The organism is Erwinia sp. AC075, from assembly GCF_979253995.1.
Genome location: NZ_CEEDEU010000001.1, coordinates 2,670,913 through 2,687,195, shown reverse-complemented (window position 1 = coordinate 2,687,195; position 16,283 = coordinate 2,670,913). Strand labels below are relative to the sequence as shown.

Below are 16,283 nucleotides of genomic sequence, written 5' to 3'. Positions count from 1 at the left end.
AAAGATGAAACCCACTACTGTTGCCCAACGTGCGCTGACCTGGACGTTGGTCTGGACGCTCACCGTACAGCCTTTCGTCAGCGCTATGGCTGCGGGTGTACAGGTCGCCGGAAGTAACACCTCGCTGGATAATGCGGGCAACGGTGTGCCGGTCGTCAACATCGCCCAGCCCAATGGAGCGGGGGTTTCGCATAATACTTATCAACAGTTTAACGTGGGTAAAGAGGGACTCATCCTCAACAATAGCACTGCCCAATTAACGCAAACTCAGTTGGGCGGGTTAATCCAGAACAATAGCAACCTTAAAGGCAATGCCGCCAGTAGCATCATCAATGAGGTTGTTTCTCCCAACCGAAGCCAGCTGCAAGGGTATATGGAAGTCGCGGGTAAATCTGCCAATGTCATGGTCGCGAATCCCTATGGCATAACCTGCAGCGGATGCGGATTTTTAAACACCCCCAATGCCACATTGACGACGGGTAAACCCCAGTTTGATGCCCAGGGGAGGATGAATGGCCTGGACGTTCGATCCGGTGACATCCTGGTTGATGGTCAGGGGCTGGATGCCTCGCAGTCCGATTATTTCAGCCTGATTTCGCGTACCTCGCAGGTGAATGCCGGCATTCATGCTAAAGACCTTAAGGTAATTGTTGGGGCGAACCATGTGGCTGCAGATGGCAGCGTAACAGCCCTCAATGATGCAGGAAATAATCCCGCGGTGGCCATTGATACCGGCTCGCTGGGCGGCATGTATGCTAACCGCATCTCGCTGGTGGCCAGTGACAAGGGCGTCGGCGTCAACCTTGGCAATTTGGCTGCACGAGAAGGGGATATCACACTTGATGTTAACGGCCAGCTGTCGCTAAAAGACACTTCCGCCAAAGCGGGTCTGCAGGCAACCGCTGCTGCCATCACATTAGCCGGGGATCAGCAGGCTAACGCAATGAAAATGTCGTCGACGGGCACGCTTGCTATCGACCATGCCGCCCTCCGTGCTAATCAGGGGGTAGAACTACAGGCAAATTCGATCGATATCACAGGCGGCAGTCTGTCGGCGGACAGCCTTGCGTTGGCGGCTGCGAAAAAGCTGTCTCAGGATCAAAGCAATACCTTGAAGGCGACCAATAAAATATCACTTCAGGGTAATCAGCTGTCGCTGGCCGGGACCTCAGGTGCCGCAGATATAGTGCTGAACGCGCAACAACTCGCCACTCAGGAGAGTGCCACGCTGCAAGCTGACAACGCGCTGCGATTAAATGTGGCGAGCGAGGCTGACACCCGAGGGACATTGACCGCCGGTCAGAGCATTGATCTGAACGCAGGGACGTTAACTCAAAGAGGGATGGTGGCGGCTCAGCAGCTTGCGGTGGATACAACTACGTTTACCAACCAAGGGAAAATGCTGGCCGATCGGCAGATGAAGGTGAGTGCGCAGCAGCTGGAAAATAGTGGAACGCTGCTTTCCGGCCAGGATTTAACAATAAACAGCCTTACCCTGAATAACAGCGGATCGCTGCTTGCCGACGGCACCCTTTCACTCAGCGGCGCCAGCGCGGTTAACAGCGGGTCGATGATGGGGGATCAGCTTTCCCTGACCGGTGACCGGCTTGATAACAGCGGACTGATTCAGGCACAGCAGGACCTGGCGCTAAAGCTCAACCAGGATTTGAATCAGTCAGCCTCCGGCTCGTTAACGGCTGGCAACGCTTTGCGCATAGACGCTGCTAAGGCTGACACTGACGGAAATCTGCAGGCCAACGCACTGACGTGGCAGGGAAACAGCTGGCATAACGGTGCAAAAGCTTCGCTCAAGGGGGATGCATCGGTCTCTGTCGCCGGACAATTCCTCAACGACGGTTCCCTGTTCGCGGGCAACCAACTGCTTGTCGACAGTGACAGCCTCGACAGTGCAGGAACGCTACAGGCCGAAAATATTCGTACTAACGTCAGGCAAATGACCAATCGGGGCACGTTGCTGGCAGGCGATCTGAGTTCTGCCGGTCAGATGTTCAGCAACAGTGGGGTGGTTGAGGTTAGCAATACCCTGGCGTTACAGGCCAAACAGTTCACTCAGTCTAAGGACGGTAAGCTGCAGGCAGGAGGCGGCCTGACGGTTAACGCAGATGAAGCTGACAGCGCAGGCGAATTACAGGCAGATACGCTCAACTGGCAGGGTAACAACTGGCGAAATGCCGCTGACGTCAGTGTATTGGATGCCTCTGATATCACTCTGTCCGGCGCGCTGGATAACAGTGGTCAGTTGCTGGCCAACCATCGTTGGGATGTTTCTGTCGGCTCATTAACGAACGGTGGATCGTTACAGGGCGATGAGATTTCTCTTCTGGCAGGCGATATCGCCAACACCGGATCGCTGCTGGCAAATAATATTGCTCTTACAGCGTCAGAATTGCAGAACAGCGGTCTGTTACAGGGTAGCGACAGCCTGAATCTCGCCGTCGGAAAGACGTTTATTCAGCATGAGGGCGGACAGCTTTTAGCTGGAAACCAGCTAAGTGTGACCTCTGCAAAGAGTGATACCGCGGGTGAAGTTCAGGGCAACCAGATTAGCTGGCAGGGAAACAGCTGGAAGAACAGTGGCAAGGTGGCGGCACTGGACAGTATGCAAGCCGAATTGCAGGCAAAGATTGAAAATGAGGGGCAACTTCAGGCGATAAATGCGCTGAAGTTGCAGGGGCCGGAGCTGACAAACAGCGGTCTGATTCAGGGACAGGCACTCACGATGATTGGCCTCACGCTGGCAAACACCGGCTCTGTGTTGAGTGACAGGCTCAGCGCCAGCCTGAATACCTTAAACAATAATGGCACCCTGCAAGCCGATCACGACCTGTCGCTCACGGTGGCAGAGTCACTTCACCAGCAGCAAAATGGTCGTCTGTTAGCGGGTGAGCAATTAAGCGTTACGGCACCTGATGCTGATACTGACGGCGAGATTACCGCCAACACCCTCGACTGGCAGGGTACAAACTGGCAGAACCGTGCACGCGTAACCGCAAAGGATTCAGCCGACAGTCATCTAACCCAGCAGCTTAATAACAGCGGACAGCTTCTGGCACAAAACCAATGGACGATTTCTTCACCCTCCTTTATCAATAGCGGGATTTTACAGGCAGGTGACGTGGCTTTTGCCGGTGAGAATTTTACTAATAACGGGACAACCACCGGCCTGAGGTCGCTCACCGTCAACGCCACGCAAAAAATTGATAACAGCGGCAAACTGCAAGGTGAAGGAAACAGTTCGCTCAATGCGCCGACGATCGTTAACACGGGAAGTCTGTTGGCAAAAAAAGTGACGCTGACAGGCGACAGGTTCGATAACGACGGCACATTGCTTGGGCAGCAAGGGCTGGAGTTAGGCCTTACTCAACAAATCACCAATCGTTCGGCTGCCCGACTTCTCAGCGGCAGTTCTGCTTCATTGAATACCGGCAGCTTTATCAATCAAGGTTCTGTACAGGCGACAGGGCCATTAACGCTGACCTTGAGCCAGGACTTCACCAATCAGGGAAATCTTCAGGGTGATGGAGGTCTGACCCTCAACGCAGGCAATATTACCAATCAGGGGAATATTACCGGAGGTAACGTTGCTCTGACTGGATCCTCATTGAATAACAGCGGGATTATTCAGGGGAAGGATGGCGTCAATGTCGAGGCGGGCAATAGCCTGGTTAACCAATCCTCCGGTCAGCTTCTTTCGACGGGGAGTTCAGTACTCCACGCCAGTTCGCTGAGAAATGATGGCTGGCTGCAAAGTGGCAACCTGACCATTAATGGCAATCAGCTTGATCAAAATAATACCCTGCTGGCAACTGGCGCGCTGGTAATCAACACCACGCGTCTGAATAACCAGGGCATCACCCAGGGAAATATTGCCCGCTGGACGGGTGATACGCTTAGCAATGATGGCACGCTGTTGGGGCTGGCCTCACTGGCTCTGCAAGCTAATCAGATTGTCAATAACACCAACGGTAAGCTCTGGGGCAGTAATGACCTGACTTTCACCACCAACAGTTTGCAGCAGAATGGCCAACTGCTGGCGATGGGCAATCTTACCGGGACGGTGAAAGGTCCATTTACCGTTAACACCGCCATTGCCGCAGGCAATTCCCTGACGTTACATGTCGATGGCGATATGAATCAGCAGGGCACTTTACAGGGTAACAGCGTCAACATTACCAGTGGCGGCACGCTGACTAATCAGGGGAAAATCACCAGCGGCAACGGTGCTTCCTCTCTGCGTGCGGCAAATATCCAGCTGGCTGATAGCGGATCTGTGCAGGGCGGGGGCAGCTTCAACCTGACCAGCAGCGGTGAACTGACCAACAATGGCTTTGTTGGCACGCTGGGTGATTTGACTCTTCAGGCTGGCTCGTTACTCCAAAATACCAGCCTGTTATATGCAGGAAGCAACCTACGAATTTATGCGGACCGTATCACTAACCTTCATGGCGATGTGTTGGCTGGAAATAGCCTGTGGATGCAGCGCGATGCGCAGGGGAACACCAACAGCGAAATACTCAACCGCTCAGGAAATATCGAAACCCGCAACGGCGATATTACGCTCAATACCGCCCATCTGCTGAACGATCGCGACGGCTTTGCAGTTACGCAACAGGATGCAGTTCTCAATTCTCCATCTTGGGCGAACGAGGTGGCGAATTATGAGCTTGGAGATCTGAAGTATTCTTACGTCAACATACCGGTATCATGGTTAAATCCTGATGATTATGGATTATACAAATATCAGGTTCAGCAAGGACATGGTCACGGCGATGACTTATATCGCACTGAATACAGATATGCGCCTTATGAAACTGCTGATATACAAAAGGTCGCCATTAAATCCACATCGATGATTATCAATCCTGGCGGCAATGCCTCAAGGATTTCATCCGGGAGGAATATCTCAGGGGTTACCTATGACCTGGAAAATAATGCATCCTCGATTCTGGCGAACGGAAACATAGCGTTACGAGGGGATTCGTTAAAAAACACGTCGTACACCGAAGGGACAACGACTGAATATCAGACTTTCCACTACGGCGCTGAAGGGCAACATGTTACTCGACCAAATACGACATCAACTTATATAAAAGGTAAAATCGACAGTATCACCTACGTGGTTTCTGGCGCACCCGAATATGAAACGGTCGGCGGTACGGTCTATTCTGCTGTTATCCAGGCGGGTGGATCGATTAATGCGGCTTTTAACTCAGATATCAGTAATACCAGCGTTCGCCCCAATGCCGGTTATGCTACCCAACTGGTTAATACTCCGACGATCTCTGCGCTGAACGGTGCCGGGACATTAAAAGTACAGAACACGCGCCAGTTAGTCGGGAATGGTGAGGCGATGCTGCAGAATGGCGTTAGCGATCGCCAGACTATTAACAGCGCTGATTTCACCAATCCTGCGGCGATCAAAGCCAGCGAGTTGGTTCAGCAGCAGCCTGTTTCAGTCGGTAATCTGCGCGATCAGCTGAGTGCGAACTTCACGACCAGTAAAGGCAATTTTACCCCAGCCCAACTCTCTGATTACCCTTTACCTACCGGCAACAGTGGTTTATTTGTGTTGGATGGCGATAAGAGCAGCCGCTATCTGATCCGCACTAACCCACAGCTGGATTCCCTCGGACAGATCGACAACAGCCTGTTCAGTCAGCTTCAGGCGATGACCGGAGCCAAACCCGCCAGCAATGCGACCGTAGAGACCCGATCTCAGTACACCAACGTGGATCAATTCCTTGGCTCCAGCTATCTGTTAGACAAGTTGAACCTCAATGCCGACAGTGATTACCGATTCCTCGGCGATGCGGCATTTGATACCCGATATATCAGTAATGCGGTACTCAACCAGACCGGACAGCGCTACCTGAAAGGTATCGGTTCCGATCTGGATCAAATGCAGTATTTGATGGATAACGCCGCTTCGGCACAGAAATCTCTCAATCTGACGCTGGGTGTCAGCCTGAACGCGGATCAGATTGCTGGACTCGACCACAGTATCGTCTGGTGGGAGAGCGTCACCCTCGATGGTCAAACCGTGTTGGCGCCTAAAATCTATTTGGCGAAAGCCGACAGCGGCGATTTGCAGGGAAGCGCTATTGTCGCCAACAGCGTCAACCTTAGCAGCAGCGGTGCAGTGACCAACAGCGGAGCCATTAAGGCCGTAGAGTTACTTGATATTAATGCGGGTACGCTTGCGAATCAGAGCAACGGCTTGCTGAAATCAGACGGCAGCCTGAATCTTACCGCGCTCAGCGATATCACTAATACCAGCGCAACGATCCAGGGCAATACCGTTGCCCTAAACAGCGCTAACGGCAGCATAATCAACAAAACTGACAGCATGGAATCCTCGGTCAGTGGAAAACTCCTGACTGACTGGTGGGGGAAAAACGACCAGACCTTTACTAAAACGCTGCTTTCCCAGCGTGCGGAAATCAGTGGTAATACGGTCAGCATCAGCGCGGGAAATAATATTGTGAACCAGGGCGCCACCCTGAAAGCGACACAAGACCTTAATCTGACGGCCGCAAATGACGTGGTGATCTCTGCCAATAAAGTGACTGAAAGCAGCAGCATGGACTTGGGGAAACGCGCGGGTAAAGCGAGCAGCAGCGAGTCCACTCACTGGCAGGGAAGCGAGGTTAGCGCAGGCGGTGCAGTGAACGCCACAGCCGGTCATGACCTGACCGTAGGGGCCAGTACCATTGCTTCTGGCGGAGCGCTGTCGCTGGTAGCAGGGAATGATTTAACGCTCAAGGCTGAGCAAAATCTGAACGCCAGCAGCAGTAAAAATGGCAAAAACAGCACATCTTCAAGCACGACGACTGTTGCTAACAGTCAACTAAGCAGTGGTGGCGATATGGCTCTCCGCGCAGGGCGCGATCTCACCAGCGAGGGCACCGCTATTGAATCAAAATCTGAGCTGGCGCTGAACGCCGGCAGAGATGTGAACCTCAATGCCGCCGAATCAGACAGCAATACCGAACGCAAAGGCCGCCAGAGCCACAATATCACCGAGAGCGTACGTCAGCAGGGGACCGAATTGGGAAGCGCTGGCAGCACCTCTATCAAGGCCGGTCGTGATATCAACACCGCTGCAGCAACGGTGAATGCCCTCGGCGATCTGGCTCTGCAGGCCGACCGTGATATCAATATTGGCACGGCCGCCGAAAGCGATTACCGCTTTGATGAGAAGACCAAAGTTAAGAAAGGGATGTTCTCAAAAACCACCACTCACACCGTCAAGGAGGATTACGCCACAACGCAGAGTGCCTCTTCGCTCAGTGGCGATAACGTGACGATGGTGGCTGGCCAAAACCTGGGCGTTACGGGTTCAAGGGTGGTCGGTGAAGGGGATGTCACCCTCAAGGCAGGGAAAGATCTTGCGATCGCTGCAGCAACTGAAGAGCAGTCCAGTTACCGACTGACCGAGAAGAAAACTGGCGGCATGTTTAGTGGCGGCGGTATCGGCGTCACCTTCGGTAGCAAGTCAATGAAGCAGCAGCTTAATCTGGATGGGACGACGCAAAGCCAGAGTGCCAGTGCGGTGGGCAGTACGGGTGGAAACGTTAATCTGATTGCGGGTGGAAACGCGCATATTGGCGGCTCTGATGTTATTGCCAGCCAGGATCTGAACGTTGTAGGAGGATCCGTCACGATTGATGCGGGCAATGACGCTTTGACGCGCAAACAGATTATTGAGCAAAAACAGAGCGGTTTGACCTTGCAGCTGACCAGCCCGGTAACCGATGCGCTACTGGCACTGGGTGATACCTTAAAACAATCTTCGGATGCGGGTGACGATCGGCTAAAGGCGTTGTATGCCGTGAAGGCACTTGAAAGTGGTTGGGCATCAGCAACCTCTACGGGCACCCAAAGCGCGGTTAGTTCTCTTGCCAAAGGCGATCTACAGGACGCCGGTATTCAGATTCAGCTGAGCGTGGGAGCCAGTAAAAGTAAATCCACCTCGCAATATTCCCAAAATACCGTCAGCGGCAGCACGCTTAACGCGGGCGGAAATATCGCTGTGGTTGCGACAGGGGCGAATGCCCAGAGTGGTGACATCAATGTAAGTGGCAGTGGAATTACCGGCAACAATGTCACTCTGGCGGCACAAAATAACCTGAATCTGGTTGCCGCCAGCAATGATGCCGAGCAAAAAAGCAGTAATAAAGCCAGCGGCTGGAATGCCGGTGTTCACATTTCCATAGGTCAGGAAACGGGTATTGGCGTCCAGGCTAATGGCTACATGATGGACGGTAAGGAAAATGGCAACACGACGGAATACGTCAATACCCGCGTAAACGCAAAAGACACGCTGACCTTAAGCAGCGGCAATGACACCGTTCTTTCCGGCGCACAGGCGCTGGGAAATCGTATTGTGGCGGATGTGGGCAATAATCTGACCTTAACCAGTCTGCAGGATATTGATAATTACCAGAGCAAACAAACCAGCGTGAGCGGTGGTTTCAGCTTTACCTTTGGCACAATGACGGGTTCTGCGAATCTGAGTGTCAGCAAGTCAAAAACGAAAAGTGAATATGCCAGCGTCGGAGACCAGAGCGGGCTGTTTGCCGGTGACGCGGGATATGACGTGTACGTCGGTAATCACACGCAACTTAATGGTGCCGTAATCGCTTCCACTGCCGGGGCGGCGAATAATGCGTTATCCACCGGCACGCTGGGTTGGTCGGCTATCGAGAACGCAGCCAGTTATAAGGCGAGTTCGTATTCTGCCGGGGGTGGATTCAGCGTTACCGAACAAAAGGACGATCAGGGCAACGTTAAGAAAGATAAAAACGGTAACAGCCTCAAAGATACCGATGCTTCTCCAACCATGCCATTCGCGATGTCTTCTTCCGGGAGCGCTTCGGGCACCACCAACTCGGCCGTTTCAGCCGGGACAATTACCGTAAGAAATGGCAACGCCCAGCAGCAAAACGTTTCTGAACTCAGCCGCGATACTGACAATGCCAACGGCAGCATCGGCAAGATTTTCGACAAGGATAAGGTCGCCAGTGACATGGAACTGGCAAAAGGCATCACGGAACTGGCCGGGCAGTTCAGCAGTGATTTGAGCAGGAATAAAGTCCAGGATGCTAAAGCTGAGGCTGAAAATCGCCTGATGCTGACCAGCGATAAATACCGTCAGGCAACGCCAGCTGAGCGGGCATCAATGCTGGCAGACGATGCCACCTATCACGGGCAGATAAAAACCTGGGGAGTGGGCGGTACCGTCCCAATGGCGATTACTGCGGTGACGGCAGCCTTCAGCGGGATCACTGCCGGCAACCTTGGCGCGGCGGCCAGCGGCGCAATGGCACCTTATATCGCCCGGCAGATAAAAGCGGCCACCGGTGATAACGTGATTGCCAACGCGATGGCGCATGCTGTGGAAGGGGCGGTACTTGCCCAAATGGCGGGCAACAGCGCAACGGCAGGCGCAGTAGGATCGGCGGGTGGAGAGCTGATCGCAAGAAGCATTGTCGCCACGTTGTACCCGGGTGTTGAGGCGCAAAATCTCACGGAAGAACAGAAGCATATCGTCAGTGCCCTGAGCCAGATTTCATCAGGGATCCTTGGCGGGCTTGAGGGGAATTCCGTTGCGGCTATTGCCACGGCACAGGTTGCGGGTAAGAATGCGGTTGAAAATAACTTACTTAGCCCATACAAAGCTGAAACGCTGAATAAAGCAATCGAAGACCAGAAAGCCGGTAAGAACTTGGTTGAAGCCTCGCAGACTATCCTAAGACTGACGAATGAAGATCGGGCCAGTAACCTTTTGCTGGAAAAATACCAGCAAGGCCAGCAGCTCAGTGATGATCAGAAACAGAAGCTGGCAGATTTACTCAATCAATATGGGTACGAGTTACAGACAATGTATGGGTATACCCCGCAGAAGGCTGAGGAGGCTATAAAAGGACTTCTGTCTGGTACAGCATTTGTGGCATCCACCAATAATACTCAAGCATATAATGAGGCACTGAGTTATCTGAAAGGGTACAGCGTGCAGTCTGGACAGGCCGCATTAGGAACTGATGCTTTACTGGCATTGCCAGGCGCTCCAGGGATTATTGCTCGTTCTACTCTGGCAGTCGGTGGTGGTTATCAGACGGGGATAGGAATTGGTCAGGTCGTTGATGGTAAATACGGGGAAGGCGCACTTAATATCGGCTTGGGTACAGCAGCTATCTTTGGTGGTGTGGCTGGAAATAGCGTAATCACGAAAACTGAAACAGCTATAGTTTCTCCAAATAAAGGAGCTGGGTGGACAGAGAATTCTCAGTCTCTTGATAAGAATGCACATTCTTCTATCCCGAAAGTTACTGCTGAATTGACAGACCCTACAACTGGGAAAGTCTTTACGGATACAAATCAGGGGAACAGACCTGATTTCTTCTTGGGAGATGCTAGCAAGCCAACTCTTATTAATGATGTTGTACAGGCAAAGATAATTAATCAACCGGATAAAAACTTTCCAAATGGGAATATGGCTACAGCTCATGCTGAAGTAGGTACTATTCAACAAGCCTATGAGCAAGGTATGACTGCCGGTCGTAGCATGGAAATGAGTGTGTCTGGTAAGCCAGTTTGCGGTTACTGTCTCAGTGATATAAAAAGCATGGCTGAGAAATCTGGCTTGAAATCGCTTACTATTTTTGAAGAGAAAAGCGGCGACACCTTGTATTGGGAAAAAGGGATGAAAAAATTCACTAGGAAATAAATTTATGAATAATAAGTTCGAAGTTGATTTCTATCTCTACGGTAGAAACTCTTTTAAGCGGGTTCTTACTCCAAAATGGAGTGATGTAGAAGAATTTCTAATGAAGTTAAAGGGAGGTTCAGGTGGTGTAAGTCTCCGTATCATACCTGAACCTGATATTGGACCAATGAAGCTAGATATGGCTACTGATGATGGTTTCTATCTCCTGACGTTACTAGAGTGTTCGGAATCTGATTTAGCGGTCCGTTCCTATTGGGATAAATCAAAATCTGGTAAGAATAAAAAAATCCAGATTTATGGGGATTACTGGCCTGAACAGCAACTAACAAATGATTTTAATCTTGTCGTTAGGGCATTCAAAGAGTTTTATGATACTGGCAATGTGTCCGCGGGTATTTTGAACTGAGATCAGAACCTTGGTTTACTGGATGGGGTTCCTATACGTTGAGAATAACTCGCTGGCTGGTGACAAAGCCCGTGAGTCGGTGAAGAAAAGTGCTGAACTCTGGAAAGATCAGGTCGCGCATAAGCTGGGCAACGTTACAACATCTTCCATCGCGAACGGTATTATCAATGCTCTTGCTGATACCGGTGATGCGGCACTAGGATAAGTGGACTACATTGCCGATACAGCAATGGCGCTGGCGTCATGTACAACGAGAGGCGGCTACTGCGATAAGGCACTGGGTGATTTTTCTGGGAAAAATCAGGCGGTCGCGGGCATGTTAAGGCGCTGAGAAATAATGAAACGTGGTCATCGGTAGCTGATACGCTAAAACAGGCATCTGAGGGTAATCAGGTGGCGCTGGAAGCCACGGGCGGGATGCTTGCCGGGATTATATTACCAAGTAAGAAAATACCCGGTGGTCTGAAAGCCGTTGACCCGACCATCAAGATCGCAACAGGGCAAGCCGTCGGTGCCTTTGAGAAAAACCTGGCAAACCTCCCTCCTGGGGAACGTGTGGCTATCATAAAGCAGAGAGCCCTGAAAAGAGCCGCAGACAACCGCATGGTTAAGATAATCAACTAATTAAATAATGGTAGGCGCGACCTGTATCGTGGACAGGACGGAAACCTTTATGCTCTCGATACGCAGCAAGGACGATTTGAAGTTGTCTAGCGATCAATACCGCCAGGCAACGCCAGCTGAGCGGGCATCAATGCTGGCAGACGATGCCACCTATCACGAGCAGATAAAAACCTGGGGAGTGGGCGGTACCGTCCCAATGGCGATTACTGCGGTGACGGCAGCCTTCAGCGGGATCACTGCCGGCAACCTTGGCGCGGCGGCCAGTGGCGCCATGGCACCTTATATCGCCCGGCAGATAAAAGCGGCCACCGGTGATAACGTGATTGCCAACGCGATGGCGCATGCGGTGGAAGGGGCGGTACTTGCCCAAATGGCGGGCAACAGCGCAACGGCAGGCGCAGTAGGAGCGGCGGGTGGAGAGCTGATCGCAAGAAGCATTGTCGCCACGTTGTATCCGGGTGTTGAGGCGCAAAATCTTACGGAAGAACAGAAGCATATCGTCAGTGCCCTGAGCCAGATTTCATCAGGGATCCTTGGCGGACTTGAAGGGAATTCGGTTGCGGCTATTGCCACGGCGCAGGTTGCGGGTAAGAATGCGGTTGAGAATAATCTTCTGGGCGTGACCTCCTCCGACAAGCTGGATAAAGTCATAGAGAAGATAAAACAGGGAGATAAATCACTGGCGGCGGCTAATGAGCTGATAAAACTCGAAAATGCTAACAAACACAGTGATGTGCTGGTCAGCAAGTTCACCAAAGACCCGTCGCAGATGAACAGCACAGAACGGGCTGAACTGGCGGGTTATCTGCGCGTTTATGCCAGTGAAATGGAGAAAGAATATGGTCCGGCAGTGTCGCAGGAGCTGGTGAAAGGGCTGCTGTCGGGTCAGGATTATGTGAAACGGAATCCTGATTCGGAGGCGATGAGCAAAGCTCAAAGCATTATGAATACCTGGGGTTATCATAAATCCAACGCCAGTATCGGTGATGCGCCGCTGATGTTTGGCGGCAGTGTGCTTGGCACCACGATAAAAGAAGGGATGGCCCTGAATGCGGCGGTTGGCGTGGGCGTAAATACCGGTGTGCAGCTTAGCGGAAATGATCCGTTCAGTTATGTTGATGCAATTATGGCCGGGATAACCTCAGTGGCAACAACCGGAAAAGGTATCGTGGGATCAGCGGCGATCAACATGGGTGGCGCAGCAATTGGCAGCGGAATTAAAGGGGAAGATCCGACGAACTCTACCATTGGTGCTGGTTTTGGTAGTGTGGCTGGCGGTGCTGCTGGAAAAATTGCATCAGAGATAATGAAGCCGGCGGTCAAAGAAACGACTTCTGACGTAGCTGAAGCAGCTATTGGTTCCCTTACATCTGAAGTTGCTGGTAACAAAGTTAAAGATCAGCTGGATCATAGTGAAGGAAAAAAATAATGAGATTTAAAAAAGTTGGGTTTCCAATGCTTATTTTTCTCATTTTTTATTGGGTAACTGCGATATTTTTAATAATTTTTTTATTAAGCTTAAGTATTGCTCTTATTTTTAACTTAAAAAATGATAATGATTTTTATTTTAATTTATTAAAAGAATCAGTATATGCACTGCGAAAGGCAATACCCGGTGGAATTATTCTTGGGGTTGGACTCTGGATAAAAGCCTGGCTACAAGCCCGAAAAGATAAAAAAGAGCTAACCGAATAAACTTACCAATCCCAGCCCTATCGGCTGGGATTTTACTTTATAACTAGTCAGTTACCGCCACTTCTCAGCCGTCTCTGCGGCGTGACAACCAGCTCAATAAATGCCGCTATCTCCCGCTGCTTGCGGTCAGAGAGCTTCTTACAGGCCCGCTTCAGCGTAGTCACCACCTCCGGTTCGGTGGGCGGTTCCGGCGGCTCCTCCTGCGCGGCCAGTATCAGACAGCCTGGCAAAACCTTTACCTCCAGCGCCGTCCCGGTATCAAACCCCATCTCCTTCCGCCCGCGCCCATGTTAATCCTTCTTTTTAACCGGCGTTTTACCGATCCCCTCCACGGCCTGCGAGATCTGACTCTTTACAATCATCGCATCCAGAACCGCTTTAGCCACTTCGTGATCTTTAGCCCACATGGTCGCCAGCGCTACAAAACGCAACTTCATATCATCTCCCGGCTCACGTTCTCCGGGTTCGAACAGCAAAAAATCCGAGGTGACGCGCGGCACAATCGCCAACTTCTTGACTGCGTCATCAGTAGGCAAAGAGCTACCTTCCTCGTAGCGCTTAATCTGCTGTACGTGGATGCCTGTAGCATCGGAAAAGGTCTGTTGCGCTAATCCACCGTGCTTGCTTAGTATCGTGCTCAGCCATAATCAACTCCTTGATAGCAGTGATTTGAGCAGGAATAAAGTGCAGGATGCTAAAGCTGAGGCTGAAAATCGCCTGATGCTGACCAGCGATAAATACCGTCAGGCAACGCCAGCTGAGCGGGCATCAATGCTGGCAGACGATGCCACCTATCACGAGCAGATAAAAACCTGGGGAGTGGGCGGTACCGTCCCAATGGCGATTACTGCGGTGACGGCAGCCTTCAGCGGGATCACTGCCGGCAACCTTGGCGCGGCGGCCAGCGGCGCAATTGCACCTTACATCGCCCGGCAGATAAAAGCGGCGACCGGTGATAACGTGATTGCCAACGCGATGGCGCATGCTGTGGAAGGGGCGGTACTTGCCCAAATGGCGGGCAACAGCGCAACGGCAGGCGCAGTAGGATCGGCGGGTGGAGAGCTGATCGCAAGAAGCATTGTCGCCACGTTGTACCCGGGTGTTGAGGCGCAAAATCTTACGGAAGAACAGAAGCATATCGTCAGTGCCCTGAGCCAGATTTCATCAGGGATCCTTGGCGGGCTTGAGGGGAATTCCGTTGCGGCTATTGCCACGGCACAGGTTGCGGGTAAGAATGCGGTTGAGAATAACTCGCTGAGTGATTTAACCGATGCATTAGCGGCAAACAAGACTCCCCAAAAGGTTGCTGAAGAGCGCGTCCAGGAACAAAACGAAAAATATATTCAGGAAAACTGTGCGGGCATGAGCGCAGAAGCCTGCTCGGTGAAAATGTACACAGAGCGGCGTGAGCAGCTGAAGGAAATCCTTTCTACGGGCGCGGATTTTGGCAGCGACTTCATTCCTGTTTACGGTGATGTCAAAAGTTTTGCTGAGGCAGAATCCGCGCTTGATTATCTTGCCGCAACAATCGGCCTCGTACCAGTTTTGGGGGTTGTGGCAGGCAAAACGCTTAAACTGGCTGAAAAAGCGCTCGCTAAAGGCGATATTGCAGAAGCATCCAAGTTAATCAATAAAGCCAGCGATGAAATTAAGGTTAAATGGGTCGATGAAAATGCAAGCATGAGTCAGCGAGCCAGAGACTACAATGACTCTGCTTCAGGTGCTCGTTCCAATATTGAAACTCAGAAAGGACAGGCTCCAAGTATTGATCGAGTTGACGCAAATGGTGTTAATAAACCAGTTCGCTTTGATGGGGTTAATGGCAATGTAATGATTGATCGGAAAGTATCTGTTGTAACTACTCAGAAAGCTAAAGATCAAGCAGTTCGCCAGTCGGAAGCCCTTAAAAATAATGGGATGACCGGCCGATGGGAAGTTCCTAACCAAGCCCAAGCCAATCGGGAACAAAAAATGTTCGATGAGTTAGGTATTAAAAATATTGAGGTGAAAGTCGTCAATGAATAACAATATTAAACTCGTTAAAGTCATTGCAGATCTTGCTGTGTTTTTAGAGTTCACAAATGAAGATCTGCTTGATCCTGATCTGGCAGTGGAAGCCTTAGAGCAAATGGCTTCTGAGCTTCAACTCATGGATGTACAGGATAGAAATGATCTGGCTAATACTTTTCGGAGTATATCTAAAGAATATACGGGAGATAAAAGTGAATATGTTAGAGAACTACCTGAATCTCTCGGCATAATTTAAATAAATATCCCGGCCATTGGGCCGGGATATTTTTACCTGCCGATTACTTCTCAGCCAGCCGGATGATCAACTCGCCGTGCTCCCAAAGCACTTCAACCTTCTGCCCCGTCTTAAACCCCAGATTCCCCATCCAGTGCCCCTTCAGGGTGATGGACGGCGACGGCTGAAACTTCCGCTGATCCCGTGTATAGCCCACGGTATAACGCCGGGCTTTGGTTGAAACGTGTTCTGACTTATGATGTTGCGCAGCCATAGTAACCAGACCTTTTAATTGTCTGTGGTCAGCGGGCTGGGGTGTGTCAGCACCTTAGTTACGCGCTAATAATCAGCCGGCTAGCTGATAATCTGTTTTAATCTATCCTGCTTGATTGCCATATCCATAAGACGACATTTCACTGCCTGGTCTTCAGGCTTTAACAAATCTGCCTGTTTTCTGAATTCCTTTAACCTATTGTTTTTAATGCTAAAAACAGACTCATTCCGCCCTTGTTCACCAAACACCAGTTAGTTTATCGAGACCTCAAGCATCTGAGCCAGTTTAA

Annotated in this window: 9 protein-coding genes and 1 pseudogene; 7 read left to right on the top strand and 3 right to left on the bottom strand. The window is 51.2% G+C overall.

The features are described from left to right. Positions 1 to 4: 4 nt before the first annotated feature. The 5 genes and pseudogenes from AC0IXH_RS12820 to AC0IXH_RS12800 all read left to right on the top strand — a co-directional run bounded on the left by AC0IXH_RS12820 (position 5) and on the right by AC0IXH_RS12800 (position 13,475). The gene (locus AC0IXH_RS12820) at positions 5 to 10,750 is read left to right on the top strand and encodes a hemagglutinin repeat-containing protein (RefSeq protein ID WP_471720530.1); all 10,746 of its coding nucleotides are present in this window, start codon (positions 5 to 7) and stop codon (positions 10,748 to 10,750) included. Between the two features lie 4 nt (positions 10,751 to 10,754). Then, on the top strand, positions 10,755 to 11,156 hold the full coding sequence (locus AC0IXH_RS12815) for a DUF6911 family protein (protein ID WP_471720529.1): 402 nt from the start codon (positions 10,755 to 10,757) through the stop codon (positions 11,154 to 11,156). Positions 11,157 to 11,193: 37 nt separating this feature from the next. Further along, positions 11,194 to 11,867, top strand: a pseudogene (locus AC0IXH_RS12810) (hypothetical protein); the annotation flags it as partial. Then, positions 11,863 to 13,209 carry a VENN motif pre-toxin domain-containing protein gene (locus AC0IXH_RS12805; RefSeq protein WP_471720528.1) on the top strand — a complete coding sequence of 449 codons (1,347 nt, stop codon included), beginning with the start codon at positions 11,863 to 11,865 and terminating at the stop codon, positions 13,207 to 13,209. The pseudogene AC0IXH_RS12810 and the gene AC0IXH_RS12805, both read left to right, overlap by 5 nt. After that, a complete protein-coding gene (locus tag AC0IXH_RS12800) occupies positions 13,209 to 13,475 on the top strand; it encodes a hypothetical protein (protein ID WP_471720527.1) in 267 nt (88 codons plus the stop codon). Before AC0IXH_RS12805 ends, AC0IXH_RS12800 begins: the two co-directional genes overlap by 1 nt. Before the next feature lie 47 nt (positions 13,476 to 13,522). Here AC0IXH_RS12800 and AC0IXH_RS12795 read toward each other — a convergent pair whose 3' ends face one another. Both AC0IXH_RS12795 and AC0IXH_RS12790 read right to left on the bottom strand, forming a co-directional pair. Then, entirely contained in the window at positions 13,523 to 13,744 is a 222-nt protein-coding gene (locus tag AC0IXH_RS12795) for a SymE family type I addiction module toxin (protein ID WP_471720526.1), read from the bottom strand. Between the two features lie 21 nt (positions 13,745 to 13,765). Continuing rightward, positions 13,766 to 14,107, bottom strand: coding sequence for a helix-turn-helix domain-containing protein (locus AC0IXH_RS12790; RefSeq protein WP_471721151.1), 342 nt, complete (start codon positions 14,105 to 14,107; stop codon positions 13,766 to 13,768). A 52-nt stretch (positions 14,108 to 14,159) separates the two neighbouring features. On the opposite strand from AC0IXH_RS12790, the gene AC0IXH_RS12785 reads away from it, so the two are divergent. Next, positions 14,160 to 15,500 carry a VENN motif pre-toxin domain-containing protein gene (locus tag AC0IXH_RS12785; RefSeq protein WP_471720525.1) on the top strand — a complete coding sequence of 447 codons (1,341 nt, stop codon included), beginning with the start codon at positions 14,160 to 14,162 and terminating at the stop codon, positions 15,498 to 15,500. Then, on the top strand, positions 15,493 to 15,741 hold the full coding sequence (locus AC0IXH_RS12780) for a hypothetical protein (RefSeq protein WP_471720524.1): 249 nt from the start codon (positions 15,493 to 15,495) through the stop codon (positions 15,739 to 15,741). The genes AC0IXH_RS12785 and AC0IXH_RS12780 overlap by 8 nt, the downstream gene beginning before the upstream one ends. A gap of 43 nt (positions 15,742 to 15,784) precedes the next feature. Here AC0IXH_RS12780 and AC0IXH_RS12775 read toward each other — a convergent pair whose 3' ends face one another. Next, positions 15,785 to 15,994: a SymE family type I addiction module toxin gene (locus tag AC0IXH_RS12775; RefSeq protein WP_471720523.1), complete on the bottom strand. Its 210-nt coding sequence runs from the start codon at positions 15,992 to 15,994 to the stop codon at positions 15,785 to 15,787. Between the last annotated feature and the right edge of the window lie 289 nt (positions 15,995 to 16,283).